The sequence below is a fragment of the Symbiopectobacterium purcellii genome (genome assembly GCF_019797845.1).
GTDB lineage: Bacteria > Pseudomonadota > Gammaproteobacteria > Enterobacterales > Enterobacteriaceae > Symbiopectobacterium > Symbiopectobacterium purcellii.
Genome location: NZ_CP081864.1, coordinates 1,381,657 through 1,396,796 on the forward strand (window position 1 = coordinate 1,381,657; position 15,140 = coordinate 1,396,796).

Sequence of the window (15,140 nt, forward strand, 5' to 3'; positions counted from 1 at the left end):
CATGGCTCGTTCACGTGGTCGCCGGGATCTAAAATCCGAAATTAACATCGTTCCATTGCTGGACGTGTTGTTGGTGTTGTTGCTGATTTTCATGGCAACGGCACCGATCATCACGCAGAGCGTGGAAGTGGATTTGCCTGATGCGACAGATTCTAAAACCGTTTCCAGCAACGATAATCCACCGGTGATCGTTGAAGTGTCTGGTGTCGGTCAGTACAGCCTGGTGATTGAGCAAAAGCGGATGGAACAACTTCCCGCAGAGCAGATTGTGGCGGAAGCCCAGGCGCGTATGGCTGAGAACCCCAAGTCGGTGTTTCTGATCGGCGGTGCGAAAGACGTGCCTTATGATGAGATCATCAAAGCGCTGAACTTGCTGCGCCAGGCTGGGGTCAAATCAGTAGGTCTGATGACTCAGCCTATATAATCAATGCGTTGCAGTCAAAGCATGATGTTTTTTCTGGCAATCGTTTATTACGGCAACACAGTATTTGGGAACCGCTTGTGCTAAAGGCCACCGAAAAACCTGATAAGTTGAAACGCGCCATTATTGTCTCGGCCGTTTTGCACATCATACTGATTGCTATGCTGGTGTGGAGCTCATTCAATTCCACCATGGATGCCAGTGGCGGTGGTGGCGGTGGCTCTGCCATCGATGCGGTGATGGTTGATCCCAATGCCGTCGTTGAACAGTACAACCGCCAGCAACAGCAACAAAGTGATGCAAAACGCGCGGAACAGTTGCGTAAAAAGCAGGCTGAACAGCAGGCTGATGAGTTACAGCAAAAGCAGGCTGCCGAGCAACAGCGCTTGAAAGAGCTTGAAAAAGAGCGTCTTCAAGCGCAAGAGGACGCCAAGCAGCAGGCGCAAAAGCAGGCTGAGCAGCGTAAACAGTCGGAAGCCGCTGCCGCGAAGGCCAAAGAACAGCAACAGCAGGCGGAAGCCGCTGCCGCGAAAGCGAAAGCCGAAGCGGAACAACAGGCCAAAGCTGCCGCTGACGCGAAGAAAAAAGCTGAAGAAGAAGTGAAGAAACAAGCAGCCGCTGCTGCTGCCGCGAAAAAGCAGGCGGAAGAAGAAGCCAAGGCCAAAGCGGTAGCGGATGCGAAAGCCAAAGCGGATGCAGAAGCTAAGGCGAAAGCAGAAGCCGATGCTAAAGCGAAGGCTGCAGAAGCGAAGGCGGAAGCCGATGCCAAGGCCAAAGCGGAAGCTGATGCCAAAGCGAAAGCGGCGGCTGATGCGAAAGCCGCAGCAGATGCAAAAGCCAAGGCGGCGGCGGATAAAAAAGCTGCCGCCGAGGCTGCCGCACAGTCTGATTCCGTTGACGATCTGCTCGGTGGTTTGGCGTCGTCGAAAAACGCGCCTAAATCAGGTGGCGGTGCGCCAGCCGGTGCTGGCACGGCGAAAAAGAGCGGTGCCTCAGGGGCCGCGCTAGACAGTTATGGCGGTCAGGTGCGTGCGGCGATCCAGAGCAAATTCTATGACTGGCAGCTTTATCGGGGTAAAACCTGTACATTGCGCATCAAACTGGCACCGGATGGTCTGCTCGTTTCCGTTGAAGCGGAAAGTGGCGATCAGGCACTGTGTCAGGCAGCGATTGCCGCAGCCAAGCAGGCAAGAATACCGAAGCCGCCAAGCACGGATGTGTATGAAGCTTTCAAAAACGCACCGATTGATTTCAAACCGCAATAATCGGGGCGCGCAGTACGATGCTAACGGTGCCACATGGCACCTTTAGGACAAGGATGATAGCACCACCCACGGGTATTGTGTTTTGGTGATACCGGTTTGTTAAAATTCTGCTAATTTATCCGAGGCGATACCTCTGGATAAGGGAGATGAAATGAAGCAGGCATGTAAAGTTGCACTAGGTTTTTTAATGCTGTGGGTCACAGCGCTGCACGCCGAAGTGCGTATCGAGATTACCCAAGGGGTTGACTCGGCACGTCCTATCGCTGTGGTTCCGTTCAAGTGGGCTGGCGGTGGCGCAGCGCCGGAAGATATTGGTGGTATCGTTGGTGCGGATTTGCGCAACAGCGGTAAATTCAATCCGATCGATCCCAGCCGTATGCCGCAGCAGCCGGGTTCTGCCTCGGAAGTCACCCCTGCTGCCTGGACGGCGCTGGGTATCGATTCCGTTATCGTCGGTCAGGTTCAGCCCGGTGCAGACGGCAGCTACGTGATCTCTTACCAATTGGTTGATACCTCGGGTAATCCGGGCAGCGTATTGGCGCAAAACCAGTTCAAGGTCACTAAACAATGGCTGCGTTATGCCGCGCATACCGCCAGTGATGAAGTGTTCCAGAAATTAACTGGTATCAAAGGGGCTTTCCGTACCCGTATCGCCTATGTGGTGCAGACCAACGGTGGTCAGTTCCCTTACGAACTGCGCGTCTCTGACTACGATGGCTACAACCAGTTTGTGGTGCACCGTTCTCCGGAACCGCTGATGTCACCAGCCTGGTCGCCGGATGGCAGCAAAGTGGCATACGTTACCTTTGAAAGCGGCCGTTCTGCGCTGGTGATTCAAACCTTGGCCAACGGTGCAATCCGTCAGGTTGCGTCCTTCCCGCGTCACAACGGTGCTCCGGCGTTTTCCCCGGATGGCAGCAAACTGGCCTTTGCGCTGTCCAAAAGCGGCAGTCTGAACCTGTATGTCATGGACATCGGTTCCGGTCAGATCCGTCAAGTGACGGATGGTCGCAGCAACAATACTGAGCCAACCTGGTTCCCCGACAGCCAGACTTTGGCATATACTTCGGATCAGGCTGGACGTCCACAAGTCTACAAAATTAATGTCAATGGCGGAGCCCCGCAGCGCATCACCTGGGAAGGGGCGCAGAATCAGGACTCAGAAGTCAGTGACGATGGCAAAATGTTAGTGATGGTGAGTTCCAACGGTGGTGCTCAGCATATTGCTACACAAGATCTAGTGACGGGGGCCGTTCAAGTCATTACGGGCACCTATCTGGACGAAACGCCGAGTATCGCACCGAACGGCACGATGGTGATTTACAGCTCTAAACAAGGGCTGGGCTCAGTGCTGCAACTGGTGTCTACTGACGGACGTTTCAAAGCGCGTCTTCCGGCAACTGATGGACAGGTTAAATTCCCTGCCTGGTCGCCGTATTTATAAACATAAATAATTTTTTCAAAGGACATAAGAGATGCAATTCAATAAAGTACTGAAAGGCCTGATGTTGGCTCTGCCGGTGCTGGCTATCGCCGCATGTAGTTCACACAAGAAAGACGGCAATGACCAGTCTACCGTTGGCACTGCAGGCAGCGGTTATGAAAACGGCAATATGTCTTCTTCTGAGCAGGCTCGCCTGCAAATGCAAGAACTGCAACGTAACAACATCGTATACTTCGATCTGGACAAGTACGATATCCGTTCTGACTTCGCTCAGATGCTGGACGCGCACGCTTCCTTCCTGCGCAGCAACCCGTCCTACAAAGTGACTATCGAAGGTCATGCGGATGAACGCGGTACGCCGGAATACAACATCGCCCTGGGTGAACGTCGCGCTAACGCGGTTCAGATGTACCTGCAAGGCAAAGGTGTTTCTTCCGATCAGATCTCTATCGTTTCTTACGGTAAAGAGAAACCAGCGGTTCTGGGTCATGACGAAGCAGCATGGTCCAAAAACCGTCGTGCGGTCCTGGTATACTAAGAGCATTGCATGAACAGTAACTTCAGACGTCATCTCGTGGGTCTGTCGTTATTGGTTGGCGTAGCGGTCCCTTGGGCCGCTACTGCCCAAGCGCCAATCAGTAATGTCGGCTCTGGCTCGGTGGAAGACCGTGTCACCCAAATGGAGCGTATTTCCAACGCTCACAGCCAGCTTTTAACGCAACTTCAGCAGCAGCTTTCTGATACGCAGCGCGATATTGACAGTTTGCGCGGGCAGATTCAGGAAAATCAGTATCAGTTGAATCAGGTTGTTGAACGCCAGAAGCAAATCTATCAGCAAATGGATAGCATGGGCTCCTCGTCGTCAACGCCGTCGGCGTCTTCTGCGCCAGCAACGGATACGGGTGCCTCCACCGCCAACCCCGCCAGCAATGGTGCGGGCGCGGCGGCTGCACCGGCCAGTACCGGTGACGCTAACAGCGACTACAACGCTGCTGCGGCATTGGTGCTAGAGAAAAAACAGTACGATCAGGCTATTGCCGCTTTTCAGGCATTTATCAAAAAATATCCTGATTCAACTTACCAGCCAAATGCCAACTATTGGCTGGGCCAGTTGAACTACAACAAAGGTAAGAAAGACGACGCCGCTTACTATTTTGCGAACGTGGTCAAGAATTACCCCAAATCCCCCAAAAGCGCCGAAGCCTTACTTAAGGTTGGGGTGATCATGCAGGAAAAGGGGCAGACGGATAAAGCGAAGGCTGTCTACCAGCAGGTCATCAAGCAGTATCCCAACACCGAAAGCGCCAAGCAGGCACAAAAGCGGCTGACTGGGCTTTAACCCCTTTCCAGGCACAAAAATTGCGCGCCATGAGCGATTTTTGTGCTTTGTCGTTTGATGATTAAGCAGTTGAACCCTTTTTCAGGAAAATAGGTTGCACTGCGCGGATAAGTTAGTAATATATGCCGCCGTTGCCAAGGCAAGTTGAAAACGCCGAAGTAGCACCATGATGGGTCGTTAGCTCAGTCGGTAGAGCAGTTGACTTTTAATCAATTGGTCGCAGGTTCGAATCCTGCACGACCCACCATTTTTCCCAGATACGCTTTCTATCAATTCCAATTGCTAACTATTTATGCGCATCTGTCGTGCTGGTGAGAAGCTGCGTTCAGGTTCGAGCCGAGCGAAGCGAGACAGCAACGCGTTAGCGTTGACCCCGAAGGGGCGAGGCCAACGGCCGAGTTATCCTGCACGACCCACCATTTTTCCCAGATACGCTTTCTATCAATTCCAATTGCTAACTATTTATGCGCATCTGTCGTGCTGGTGAGAAGCTGCGTTCAGGTTCGAGCCGAGCGAAGCGAGACAGCAACGCGTTAGCGTTGACCCCGAAGGGGCGAGGCCAACGGCCGAGTTATCCTGCACGACCCACCATTTTTCCCAGATACGCTTTCTATCAATTCCAATTGCTAACTATTTATGCGCATCTGTCGTGCTGGTGAGAAGCTGCGTTCAGGTTCGAGCCGAGCGAAGCGAGACAGCAACGCGTTAGCGTTGACCCCGAAGGGGCGAGGCCAACGGCCGAGTTATCCTGCACGACCCACCATTTTTCCCAGATACGCTTTCTATCAATTCCAATTGCTAACTATTTATGCGCATCTGTCGTGCTGGTGAGAAGCTGCGTTCAGGTTCGAGCCGAGCGAAGCGAGACAGCAACGCGTTAGCGTTGACCCCGAAGGGGCGAGGCCAACGGCCGAGTTATCCTGCACGACCCACCATTTTTCCCAGATACGCTTTCTATCAATTCCAATTGCTAACTATTTATGCGCATCTGTCGTGCTGGTGAGAAGCTGCGTTCAGGTTCGAGCCGAGCGAAGCGAGACAGCAACGCGTTAGCGTTGACCCCGAAGGGGCGAGGCCAACGGCCGAGTTATCCTGCGCGACCCACCATTTCCCAGATACGCTTTCTATCAATTCCAATTGCTAACTATTTATGTGCATCTGTCGTGCAGGTGAGAAACTGCGTTCAGGTTCGAGCCGAGCGAAGCGAGACAGCAACGCTATTTCATGCTGATGACAACTTTACCTTTCGCTCGCCCTGTTTCGACGTAAGCCAATGCATCCGCCGTTGCGTCGAAGGGAAATACGCGATCCACAATCGGCCTGATGGCACCGGATTCAATAAGCACGCTAATCTTGTCCAACTGCTCTGCGCTGGCACGCATAAAGACAAACTGATATCTGATGCCCAAACGTGCAGCTTTCTTCCGGATTCGGTAACTCAGAAGCCGCATTACCTGTTGTAGCCACCAGGGCTGCCCTTGCGCTATTGCAAACGCGAGGTACGGTGGACCAGAGATTGAAATAAGCTGACCGCCGGGTTTCAGCACCTGTAGCGATTTCTCCAATGTCGCTTTTCCAAGGCCATTGAGCACCACATCATAATCGTGCAGGATCGTTGCAAAATCCTGTTTGTGGTAATCAATTACCACATCCGCCCCTAGCGCCTTCACCCACGCAAGATTACGATCGCTGGTGGTGGTAGCAACAAAAGCGCCCAAATGCTTAGCCAGTTGAATCGCAAGGGGTACCTACGCCGCCGGAACCGGCATGGATAAGCACCTTTTGGCCTTTCTTCAGCCCCGCAGCTTCCACCAACGTTTGCCAGGCGGTCAGGCTAACCAGTGGAAGGGATGCGGCTTCCTCCATGCTGAGATGGTGGGGCTTTAATGCCAGAGCGTCTTCTGGCACGGCGATCCTTTCGGCAAAAGTGCCAATACGCGCCTGCTGGGGTCGAGCGTAAACCTCATCGCCAGGTTTGAACCGCTTTACACTCGCACCAACGCGCACAACAACGCCCGCAACGTCATTTCCCAACACCAGAGGTAAGCGATACGGCAGTATTAGCCGAAATTCACCGTTACGGATTTTGGCATCCAATAGGTTGACGCTGGCCGCATGAATCTGCACCAGCACGTCATCGTCGTGCATCGTCGGTTCAGGGAACTCGCCCATTCTGCCGGTGTTTTTCTTGCCGTAGCGATCGATGATATAGGCCTTCATAGTCGAGCGATTTCCTTGATGAAGAGGGATATCTGCCGAGATGATGGATCTACCACCTAGGCAGAGACACTTTCCTTGCGTTATACGGCGTCAGCGCTGGGAACGGCCCGATAACGTTCAGCGGCATGCTGTTGCGCAAAGCCTGACAGCATCGCCCCGCGTGCTGCCTGATAGGCCTCCCACTGTTCAACGTGATGCAGTGGGGGGATGGTGACGGGTTCCCGACGATCGAAGCCGACTAGCGCCGCATCGACTAATTCATCGACTTCCATTACGGCAGGGAGCGTATTGATGTCAGTACCTGAACGCTCCCAGATTTCCGTACGTGTGGCAGCGGGAAGCACGGCCTGAACATAGACCCCTTTCGGAGACAGTTCGAGGCTAAGTCCCTGTGACAAAAACAGCACAAATGCTTTGGTGGCACCGTAAACGGTTAATCCGAACTCCGGCGCTAATCCAACCACCGATCCAAGATTAATGATGGCTCCTGTGCCAACGGTCGTCAGTCTCGGTGCGATCGCGCTGGCAAGGCGAACGAGGGCGGTAGTGTTGAGTGTGACCAACCTTGCTATATCGTCGGTTGCCTGTTCCACAAACCTCCCCGCGATACTCATACCGGCGTTGTTTACCAAAATCCCGATGCGATCGTCATCGCGCAGTCTCGCTTCGACGGCGGCCAGGTCGTCTGGTTGGGTGAGGTCGGCGGGAAGAATATCGACGGCAACGCCATGCGCTTGCCGCAGGCGGGTGGCTAAGGTGTCAAGGCGCGCACGGTCACGGGCGACCAACACCAGGTTGTGGCCGCGACGGGCGAAACGTTCAGCATAGGTAGCGCCAATGCCCGATGAGGCACCGGTGATGAGAACGGAAAGGTCTGTGTTCATAAATGTGCTCTCGTGTCTGATAAATAGGAGATGAATATCATGCTTGCATTATAGATGATGAATGACATATATTTTAAATGTCAATCGACATTTAAATGAGGCATCCCTATGCAATACACCACGTTTGGACGTAACACGGGTTTACGGGTATCTGAATTGGCGCTTGGCACCGGTAACTTCGGCACGGGCTGGGGATACGGTTCTGAAAAAGAGCAGGCAAAACAGGTTTTCGATCGCTATGCGGATGCTGGCGGTAACTTTATCGATACCGCGGATGCCTACCAGTTTGGCGAATCCGAACAAATGGTCGGAGAGTTTATCGCAGCCGATCGCGATCATTTTGTCGTGGCGACAAAATACACGCTGAGCGCCTTGCCCAACGCAGGTATCTCTCGCACCGGTAACAGCCGTAAAAATATGATTTCGTCGGTTGAAAACAGCCTCAAACGGCTGCGCACCGATCGCATTGATGTGCTGTGGGCCCACTTCGACGATCAACTGACCCCCATCGAAGAGATCGTCCGCGCGTTCGACGATTTGATTCGCGCAGGGAAAATCCAGTATGCCGGCTTATCCAACTTTCCTGCATGGCGCATTGCCCGCGCTGACACCCTAGCAGAACTGCGCGGGTGGTCGCGTATTGCTGGTGTTCAGGTGGAATACAGCCTGGTACAACGCACCGCAGAGCGAGAACTGCTGCCGATGGCAGAAGCACTGGGACTGGCGGTGACGCCGTGGTCGCCGCTGGGAGGGGGACTGTTGACAAGGAAATACCGCCAAAGCGCAGAAGGGAGACTGAAGGGGTTTGGCGGAAGATTGGTACATGTCGAACAGGACACCGCCTTGCTGGATACGGTCTTTGCCATTGCACAGGAATTGAATGCGATCCCGGTGCAGGTTGCCATCGCCTGGCTACGCTATAAAGCGGCTCGTGCCAGCACCAGCCTGATTCCTATTCTAGGCTCGCGCACACTGGGGCAATTGAATGACACGCTGCTGGCTTTGGATATCACGCTGAGCGACCAACAGGTCGCACAGCTGGATGAGGTCAGTGCCATCGCTCTGGGGACACCACACGAGCAGATTGCCGGTACGCGACCCCGGGCGCAAGGCGGTGAGGGCGTTCACTATATCGCGCCGTGGGTGCCACGCGCCTAAATGGATTATCGATGAAAGGCATCATCTATACCCTAAATAATTCGCCTTGCAGGAAGGCGGCGAGGGCGTGAATCCCGATGAGCGTACTCAGGTCAGTGATTCGTGTGACAAATCTTCCGGGAGCTGATTTGAACGCCGTGTGCGGCGGCCTCGTAAGAGGTGGTGCCCAGAGATGGGCCGAATAACGAACGCAGTCACCACACCTGCACCGTGAAGTATGACGGGTATATTGAGTCTTATTTTTCCATCACCTAAGATGATGCCTGACTGAAAAGGAGAACATCATGGCCCGTGTATCAAAACAGCAGATGGCGCGTAATCGTGAGGAAATTATTCAGGTCTCTTCGCAGCTTTTTCGTGAACGCGGTCTGAATGGGGTCAGCGTCAACGATCTGATGGCGGCAGCGGGATTAACACATGGTGGTTTTTATGGGCATTTTTCCTCTAAAGATGAGCTAACGGCGATTGCCAGCCGTAAAGCGCTTGATGATTCCGCCTCCCGTTGGCAGGAAATCAGGCATCAGTCACAGCATGATGATTTCCGCACGCTGGTGGAGGCCTATCTTTCCCCGACACACCGCGACGCGGCGAAGGATGGGTGTCCAATAACGGCGTTAGCCAGCGACGTTGCCCGCGAGGGGGACGCTAAACCGGTGCGCGACGTCTATCTTGAAGGCGTTAAGGCACTGCTGGAACGGTTGGAGTCCGTTTCCGATATCCAAGATGCTGAACCGCGCAGACAGCACGTTTTGGTGCAATTATCCCTGTTGTTGGGCGCGTTGACACTGGCGCGAGCCACTGCCGGAGACGCGTTGTCAGATGCGTTTCTTCTGTCGGCCAAAAACGCATTGATCGACGCTGCGGTATAAACGCCACTGAAGCGATTCTGGTCAGATTGACGTTTGGGCAGCGACTGGCGTAGGATTCGATTACTTTTAGTTAGTACGAACACCCAGGTAAGCGCTTAATGACCACATCTGCTGTGCCACAAGCCGATATCGATCGGCATACGCTCACGCTTTCGGAGAAACTCGATCGCGGTGATGTTTTGGCGGCCAACTGCCCTTCACGCGAGGTGCTTAAGCATCTCACCAGCCGCTGGGGGGTGTTGGTGATGATTGTGTTACTGCCGGGTACGCAGCGCTTTAGCGCATTACGACGCAGCATTGAGGGCATTAGCGAGCGCATGCTGTCACAGACGTTACAATGGCTGGAGGCCGATGGCATGGTGCATCGCCATGTCTACAACACCGTTCCCCCGCATGTGGAATATACCCTTACGCCCTTAGGGCGCGAAGCGGCGGAAAAGGTGCGCGATCTGGCTGATTGGATAGAAGTCAATCTACCGGTTATTTTGCAGGAACAGACCCCGCAGCCAGCGAAAAATCCGTAGGAATAACCGGTCGTTCAAAAAAGAGTCCTGCCGGAAAGGCAGGACGGGCGGTATCAGCGCGTTTTTAATGCTGCGGCTACGGAAACGGACAGTGGCGTAGTGGGGCGGCCAATCAGCGCGGAGAGCTGATGTGACGCTTCATATAAACCACCTTGTGACGCCCCCACATCCCACGATGCGATAGCGGCGGCAAACCCTTCCGGCAGACCCGCGCCTTTCAGTGCTGCGGCGTAATCCGCTTCAGGAATATCGTGGTACGGAATCTGCTTGCCGCTTTGCTTCGATATTTCAGCAGCCAGCTGTGCCAACGTGTAAGGCTCATCGCCAGCTAATTCATAAGTTTTCCCGCTGTGACCTGGCTGAGTGAGCACCACGACAGCGGCTTCGGCAAAATCTTCTCGTGCGGCAGAGGCGATTTTCCCTTCTCCGGCGCTGCCATAGAAAGCACCGTTAGCCAGCGCTGGCGCAATCGAGCCCGTGTAGTTTTCGGTGTACCAGCCATTGCGCAGGATGGTGTAGTCAAGCCCAGACGCTTTCAGGGTTTTTTCCGTCTCAGCATGCTCCGGTGCCAGATTGAGCGGTGACGTGTCAGCGTGTAACAAGCTGGTATACACAATGCGCTTTACGCCACTCTTTTTCGCCGCAGCGATCACATTGGCGTGTTGTACCGCACGCTGACCGATCTCATTACCAGAAATTAACAGCAGGGTTTCGATACCGGATAAGGCAGCTTCGAGCGTAGCCGGCTGCGTATAATCGGCCGCGTGAGCGGTGACACCCAGGCTTTGGGCTTTTTCCGGGCTGCGCACCAGCGCGACAATATTACTGCTCGCCGTTTTTTGTTTGAGTTTGGCGATAACTAACTGCTAACTGGCCGAGTTGGCCGGTGGCTCCCGTTACGGCAATCGTCATGATCTTACTCCTTCGCCGGATGGCGTGATTGATGTGGAACTCACTATAAGGCCTTAAATAACTTTTAGTAAGTACTTACATAAACGTAAGTGCTACAATCCTGATGACTCACCTGAGCGTGCCTGGTTGACTTATACCTGATATTGCATCCTGCCGGGGTCTGGTGGGAGTATAGTAGGTTCTTTGTTTTTGTCTGCCCGCCGTGATTGCCGGGGCAAACCCACTGATGTCTCGTTGTCTGCAACACGCCGATGTGGGTGTAAGGAGTATTATGATTGGTCCTCTGATTAACGGTTCCGCCATTATTATCGGCGGCGTATTGGGTATTTCCCTGAGCCGTTTTATTCCACAGCGCCTACGCGATGGTCTTCCTCCTGCGTTTGCCATGATCTCCATCGCGATGGGGATAACCTTGGTCATCAAGGTGCACCAATTGCCTGCGGTTGCACTGGCGGTGGTGCTGGGTGTTGCCTTGGGCGAACTGTTGCGATTGGAGCACGGTATACAACTCGCCGGCATCTGGATCCAACGGGTGTTAAGCCGTGTTTTGCCACCGCCTCGGCACAAACTGCCGACGGATGTGTATACACAGAATTTTACGGCCTTAATCGTGCTGTTCTGTGCCAGCGGCACGGGCGTGGTTGGTGCGCTGACGGAAGGGCTGACGGGTGACTATCAACTGCTGATTATCAAATCTGCACTGGATGTGTTCACTGCCCTAATTTTTTCCATTACGCTCGGCGCGGCAGTGATTTCAATCGCCGTACCGCAATTTCTGGTTCAGGCGCTGTTATTTTTTTCCGCGCAATTGATCATGCCGTTTATGAATGACATCACCATGGGGGATTTTGCAGCCTGTGGCGGCATTATCATGATGGCGGTAGGACTGCGTATCGCGCAGATCAAAATGTTCGCCGTGGTGAATTTCTTGCCTGCGCTGTTGTTTATCATCCCGCTGTCGATTTATTGGCATCGCTGGTTCGGTTAGTTTTATCTTCGCTAAACAAAATAGGATAATTGAACTTATTACACATTATTTGTTTAGTATGTAAAACATTAAGTGCCTTCTTGCTAACCGGCTGCTACCCTATATCCCGTTTGGGAGCCTGGCAGACGCAGGATTTCCTCATTTGACGATAAACATGGGGTGGCAAGATGGACTTTTTTAGTACCAGCAACATTTTGATTCATATCCCGTTCGGCACGGGTGGGTACGATCTTTCCTGGATTGAAGCCATCGGCGCACTGTGCGGCCTGCTTTGTATCTGGCTTGCCAGCCTGGAAAAAACCATCAATTACCTGTTTGGTTTGATCAACGTCTCGCTGTTTGCCGTTATTTTTTTCCAGATTCAGCTTTATGCCAGCCTGCTGCTGCAAATCTTTTTCTTTGTGGCCAATATCTATGGCTGGTATGCCTGGACACGGCGCACGGAGCAGCAGGATATCGTCTTGAAAATACGCTGGCTGCCTCTCCCCAGATTGCTTGCCTGGTCAGTGCTGGGTGCACTCATGATTGGTTTGATGACGGTCTACATCGATGCGGTGTTTGCTGCGCTGACAGGGGTTGCGGTGACGGTGATGCAGAGCATAGGCGTGCAGGTGACTATGCCGACCTTGCAGCCGGATGCCTTTCCCTTCTGGGATTCCAGCATGATGGTGCTCTCCATGGTAGCCATGGTACTGATGACACGTAAGTACGTGGAGAACTGGATTTTGTGGGTTGTGGTTAACGTTATCAGCGTGGTGATCTTCACCTACCAGGGGGTTTATGTGATGGAGTTGGAATACTTGATTTTGACGGGTATCGCCCTCAATGGCACCTGGCTGTGGATCAAGGAAGCGCGCCAGCGTCCAACACCATCGTACCTACAGCGCAGAGCGTAAAGTGCGCGTTGGAAAACGCGGTGTAGCGGTAAGCTAACAGCATTTTATCGCGTAAAATAACGCGATATTGTTGTGGGTACGCCATACGCTTGACTTATCATTTGTGCGCTGCAATATGAACAGTTCCGTTTTTAAACGCCAGGGTAATCGCCCTGCAACCGTTTCCTATTAGCAAGATGTGGCATGTTCTGCGCAAGCATCGATGGATGAATGATGAATTACCAAAATGATGACTTAAGAATTAAAGAGATCAAAGAGTTGTTACCTCCTGTCGCACTGCTGGAGAAATTTCCGGCTACCGCGCGTGCGGCAGAAACGGTCTCATTTACCCGCTCGGCAATTCACAAGATTCTGCATGGCACTGACGATCGTCTGCTGGTGGTGATTGGTCCGTGCTCGATTCATGATACCGAGGCTGCAAAAGAATATGCCGCCCGTTTGCTCACGCTGCGCAACGAGTTGAGCGACGATTTAGAAGTGGTGATGCGTGTCTATTTCGAGAAACCGCGCACGACCGTGGGTTGGAAAGGGCTGATTAACGATCCGCACATGGATAACAGCTTCCAGATTAACGATGGATTGCGTATCGCCCGTCAACTGCTGGTGGAAATCAATGATAGCGGGTTACCTGCTGCGGGTGAGTTTCTGGACATGATATCGCCGCAGTATCTGGCAGATCTGATGAGCTGGGGCGCCATCGGCGCACGCACTACGGAATCGCAGGTGCACCGCGAATTGGCTTCTGGCCTCTCGTGCCCGGTAGGCTTCAAAAACGGCACCGATGGCACGATTAAAGTGGCGATCGATGCCATTAACGCCGCAAGTGCGCCGCACTGCTTCCTGTCAGTGACCAAATGGGGCCACTCTGCCATCGTCAACACCAGCGGCAACAACGATTGCCACATTATCTTGCGTGGTGGGAAAGCACCGAATTACAGCGCCGAGCACTTTAGCGCTGTGAAGGATGGGCTGGAAAAAGCTGCACTGCGCCCGCAGGTGATGATCGATTTCAGCCATGCCAACAGCAGCAAACAGTTCAAGAAGCAGATGGACGTTGGCGCTGATGTGTGCGCACAGATTGCTGGCGGTGAACGCGCCATCACCGGTGTAATGGTGGAGAGTCATCTGGTGGAAGGCAACCAGAGTCTGGAAAGCGGTGAGCCGCTGGTTTATGGCCGCAGTGTGACAGATGCGTGCATCGGTTGGGAAGATACTGACACCTTATTGCGCCAACTTGCTGCCGCAGTGAAACAACGGCGCGCGCGGTAATAGCGTTGATATAAAAAAACCCGGCGTAAGCCGGGTTTTTTGTTACTGCATGTCAAACGTAACTTATTTAGCTTTGCCCTGATTGGCAACAGCAGCGGCTTTCGCTGCGATTTCGTCAGCGTCACCCAGATAGTAGTGTTTGATCGGCTTGAAGTTTTCATCGAACTCATACACCAGCGGTACGCCAGTGGGGATGTTCAGCTCGAGGATTTCGTCTTCGCCCATGTTGTCCAGGTATTTCACCAGCGCACGCAGGGAGTTACCGTGTGCAGCGATGATAACGCGCTCACCGCTCTTGATGCGTGGCAGGATGGTTTCGTTCCAGAACGGTACAACGCGTTCAATGGTCAGCGCCAGACTTTCGGTCTGCGGCAGCTCAGCGTCAGTCAGCGAAGCGTAACGCGGATCGTGGCCAGGGAAACGCTCATCTTCACGGGTCAGCGCCGGCGGAGTGATAGCAAAACCACGACGCCATTGTTTAACCTGGTCATCACCGTATTTTTCGGCGGTTTCTGCTTTGTTCAGACCCTGCAACGCGCCGTAGTGGCGTTCGTTCAGTTTCCAGCTCTTTTCCACCGGCAGCCAAGCCTGATCCAGCTCGTCCAGGATGTTCCACAGCGTGTGAATGGCGCGTTTCAGCACAGAGGTATACGCGAAATCGAAGGAGAAACCTTCATTTTTCAGCAACGTACCAGCGGCTTTGGCTTCTGAGCGGCCCTTTTCGGACAGATCAACATCGTACCAGCCTGTGAAGCGGTTTTCATTGTTCCACTGGCTTTCACCGTGTCTCACCAGTACCAGCTTAGTTACAGCCATAGCTAAACTCCTTCATTCCTAAGATTTCAGTGATAACTGGTCTCATTATATTGCTGCGCTGCAATTAACGGCAATCAATAGTCACCGATAAACCTGATTTATCTGCATTAACTTTGCTCATTATCACGTTATCGC

Annotated in this window: 15 protein-coding genes, 1 tRNA gene, 5 other RNA genes and 1 pseudogene; 17 read left to right on the plus strand and 5 right to left on the minus strand. The window is 53.2% G+C overall.

Annotation, left to right across the window (positions count from 1 at the left end; translation table 11 throughout):
• The first annotated feature begins 1 nt into the window (after position 1).
• From tolR to K6K13_RS06535, 11 genes are all read left to right on the plus strand, one after another.
• Complete coding sequence (gene tolR / locus K6K13_RS06485) at positions 2-424, plus strand: colicin uptake protein TolR (protein ID WP_222160037.1); 423 nt, start codon at positions 2-4, stop codon at positions 422-424.
• A gap of 77 nt (positions 425-501) precedes the next feature.
• Positions 502-1,686 carry a cell envelope integrity protein TolA gene (tolA, locus tag K6K13_RS06490; RefSeq protein ID WP_222160038.1) on the plus strand — a complete coding sequence of 395 codons (1,185 nt, stop codon included), beginning with the start codon at positions 502-504 and terminating at the stop codon, positions 1,684-1,686.
• 151 nt (positions 1,687-1,837) lie between these two features.
• Positions 1,838-3,130 carry a Tol-Pal system beta propeller repeat protein TolB gene (tolB, locus tag K6K13_RS06495; RefSeq protein ID WP_222160039.1) on the plus strand — a complete coding sequence of 431 codons (1,293 nt, stop codon included), beginning with the start codon at positions 1,838-1,840 and terminating at the stop codon, positions 3,128-3,130.
• Between the two features lie 31 nt (positions 3,131-3,161).
• Complete coding sequence (gene pal, locus K6K13_RS06500; protein ID WP_222160040.1) at positions 3,162-3,668, plus strand: peptidoglycan-associated lipoprotein Pal; 507 nt, start codon at positions 3,162-3,164, stop codon at positions 3,666-3,668.
• A gap of 9 nt (positions 3,669-3,677) precedes the next feature.
• Positions 3,678-4,469, plus strand: coding sequence for a cell division protein CpoB (gene cpoB, locus K6K13_RS06505; RefSeq protein ID WP_222160041.1), 792 nt, complete (start codon positions 3,678-3,680; stop codon positions 4,467-4,469).
• 171 nt (positions 4,470-4,640) lie between these two features.
• Positions 4,641-4,716, plus strand: a tRNA-Lys gene (locus tag K6K13_RS06510).
• 44 nt (positions 4,717-4,760) lie between these two features.
• A non-coding RNA gene (locus tag K6K13_RS06515) (RtT sRNA) lies at positions 4,761-4,888 on the plus strand.
• Between the two features lie 44 nt (positions 4,889-4,932).
• Positions 4,933-5,060: non-coding RNA, RtT sRNA (locus K6K13_RS06520), on the plus strand.
• A gap of 44 nt (positions 5,061-5,104) precedes the next feature.
• Positions 5,105-5,232: non-coding RNA, RtT sRNA (locus K6K13_RS06525), on the plus strand.
• A gap of 44 nt (positions 5,233-5,276) precedes the next feature.
• A non-coding RNA gene (locus tag K6K13_RS06530) (RtT sRNA) lies at positions 5,277-5,404 on the plus strand.
• Positions 5,405-5,448: 44 nt separating this feature from the next.
• Positions 5,449-5,576: non-coding RNA, RtT sRNA (locus K6K13_RS06535), on the plus strand.
• 110 nt (positions 5,577-5,686) lie between these two features.
• Here the strand turns inward: K6K13_RS06535 and K6K13_RS23115 are convergent.
• The 3 genes from K6K13_RS23115 to K6K13_RS06545 all read right to left on the minus strand — a co-directional run bounded on the left by K6K13_RS23115 (position 5,687) and on the right by K6K13_RS06545 (position 7,573).
• Positions 5,687-6,187: a zinc-binding dehydrogenase gene (locus K6K13_RS23115; protein ID WP_252120435.1), complete on the minus strand. Its 501-nt coding sequence runs from the start codon at positions 6,185-6,187 to the stop codon at positions 5,687-5,689.
• A 4-nt stretch (positions 6,188-6,191) separates the two neighbouring features.
• The gene (locus K6K13_RS23120; RefSeq protein WP_252120436.1) at positions 6,192-6,689 is read right to left on the minus strand and encodes an NADP-dependent oxidoreductase; all 498 of its coding nucleotides are present in this window, start codon (positions 6,687-6,689) and stop codon (positions 6,192-6,194) included.
• 80 nt (positions 6,690-6,769) lie between these two features.
• The gene (locus K6K13_RS06545; RefSeq protein ID WP_222160042.1) at positions 6,770-7,573 is read right to left on the minus strand and encodes an SDR family NAD(P)-dependent oxidoreductase; all 804 of its coding nucleotides are present in this window, start codon (positions 7,571-7,573) and stop codon (positions 6,770-6,772) included.
• Positions 7,574-7,681: 108 nt separating this feature from the next.
• Between K6K13_RS06545 and K6K13_RS06550 the strand changes: the two genes are divergently transcribed.
• From K6K13_RS06550 to K6K13_RS06560, 3 genes are all read left to right on the plus strand, one after another.
• Positions 7,682-8,731 (plus strand): aldo/keto reductase, encoded by a 1,050-nt coding sequence (locus tag K6K13_RS06550; RefSeq protein WP_222160043.1) that lies wholly within the window; start codon positions 7,682-7,684, stop codon positions 8,729-8,731.
• 284 nt (positions 8,732-9,015) lie between these two features.
• Complete coding sequence (locus K6K13_RS06555) at positions 9,016-9,600, plus strand: TetR/AcrR family transcriptional regulator (RefSeq protein ID WP_222160044.1); 585 nt, start codon at positions 9,016-9,018, stop codon at positions 9,598-9,600.
• 98 nt (positions 9,601-9,698) lie between these two features.
• Positions 9,699-10,124, plus strand: a complete 426-nt coding sequence (locus K6K13_RS06560) for a winged helix-turn-helix transcriptional regulator (RefSeq protein WP_222160045.1) — start codon at positions 9,699-9,701, stop codon at positions 10,122-10,124.
• A gap of 53 nt (positions 10,125-10,177) precedes the next feature.
• On the opposite strand, the pseudogene K6K13_RS06565 reads toward K6K13_RS06560, so the two are convergent.
• Positions 10,178-11,036, minus strand: a pseudogene (locus K6K13_RS06565) (SDR family oxidoreductase).
• A gap of 271 nt (positions 11,037-11,307) precedes the next feature.
• Here K6K13_RS06565 and K6K13_RS06570 point away from each other — a divergent pair.
• The 3 genes from K6K13_RS06570 to aroG all read left to right on the plus strand — a co-directional run bounded on the left by K6K13_RS06570 (position 11,308) and on the right by aroG (position 14,189).
• Entirely contained in the window at positions 11,308-12,024 is a 717-nt protein-coding gene (locus tag K6K13_RS06570) for a DUF554 domain-containing protein (protein WP_222160046.1), read from the plus strand.
• Positions 12,025-12,191: 167 nt separating this feature from the next.
• Entirely contained in the window at positions 12,192-12,920 is a 729-nt protein-coding gene (pnuC, locus tag K6K13_RS06575) for a nicotinamide riboside transporter PnuC (RefSeq protein ID WP_222160047.1), read from the plus strand.
• 213 nt (positions 12,921-13,133) lie between these two features.
• Positions 13,134-14,189, plus strand: coding sequence for a 3-deoxy-7-phosphoheptulonate synthase AroG (gene aroG / locus K6K13_RS06580; protein WP_222160992.1), 1,056 nt, complete (start codon positions 13,134-13,136; stop codon positions 14,187-14,189).
• Between the two features lie 63 nt (positions 14,190-14,252).
• Here the strand turns inward: aroG and gpmA are convergent, their stop codons facing one another.
• Positions 14,253-15,005 (minus strand): 2,3-diphosphoglycerate-dependent phosphoglycerate mutase, encoded by a 753-nt coding sequence (gpmA, locus tag K6K13_RS06585; RefSeq protein WP_222160048.1) that lies wholly within the window; start codon positions 15,003-15,005, stop codon positions 14,253-14,255.
• Between the last annotated feature and the right edge of the window lie 135 nt (positions 15,006-15,140).

What these genes read in the sequence shown, in the direction of transcription:
- aroG (WP_222160992.1), top strand. Translation starts at nt 13,134, where the DNA reads ATGAATTACCAAAATGATGACTTAAGAATTAAAGAGATCAAAGAGTTG.
- tolB (WP_222160039.1), top strand. Translation starts at nt 1,838, where the DNA reads ATGAAGCAGGCATGTAAAGTTGCACTAGGTTTTTTAATGCTGTGGGTC.
- K6K13_RS06570 (WP_222160046.1), top strand. Translation starts at nt 11,308, where the DNA reads ATGATTGGTCCTCTGATTAACGGTTCCGCCATTATTATCGGCGGCGTA.
- gpmA (WP_222160048.1), bottom strand. Translation starts at nt 15,005, where the DNA reads ATGGCTGTAACTAAGCTGGTACTGGTGAGACACGGTGAAAGCCAGTGG.
- cpoB (WP_222160041.1), top strand. Translation starts at nt 3,678, where the DNA reads ATGAACAGTAACTTCAGACGTCATCTCGTGGGTCTGTCGTTATTGGTT.
- K6K13_RS23120 (WP_252120436.1), bottom strand. Translation starts at nt 6,689, where the DNA reads ATGAAGGCCTATATCATCGATCGCTACGGCAAGAAAAACACCGGCAGA.
- K6K13_RS06545 (WP_222160042.1), bottom strand. Translation starts at nt 7,573, where the DNA reads ATGAACACAGACCTTTCCGTTCTCATCACCGGTGCCTCATCGGGCATT.
- tolR (WP_222160037.1), top strand. Translation starts at nt 2, where the DNA reads ATGGCTCGTTCACGTGGTCGCCGGGATCTAAAATCCGAAATTAACATC.
- K6K13_RS06550 (WP_222160043.1), top strand. Translation starts at nt 7,682, where the DNA reads ATGCAATACACCACGTTTGGACGTAACACGGGTTTACGGGTATCTGAA.
- K6K13_RS06555 (WP_222160044.1), top strand. Translation starts at nt 9,016, where the DNA reads ATGGCCCGTGTATCAAAACAGCAGATGGCGCGTAATCGTGAGGAAATT.
- pal (WP_222160040.1), top strand. Translation starts at nt 3,162, where the DNA reads ATGCAATTCAATAAAGTACTGAAAGGCCTGATGTTGGCTCTGCCGGTG.
- K6K13_RS06560 (WP_222160045.1), top strand. Translation starts at nt 9,699, where the DNA reads ATGACCACATCTGCTGTGCCACAAGCCGATATCGATCGGCATACGCTC.
- pnuC (WP_222160047.1), top strand. Translation starts at nt 12,192, where the DNA reads ATGGACTTTTTTAGTACCAGCAACATTTTGATTCATATCCCGTTCGGC.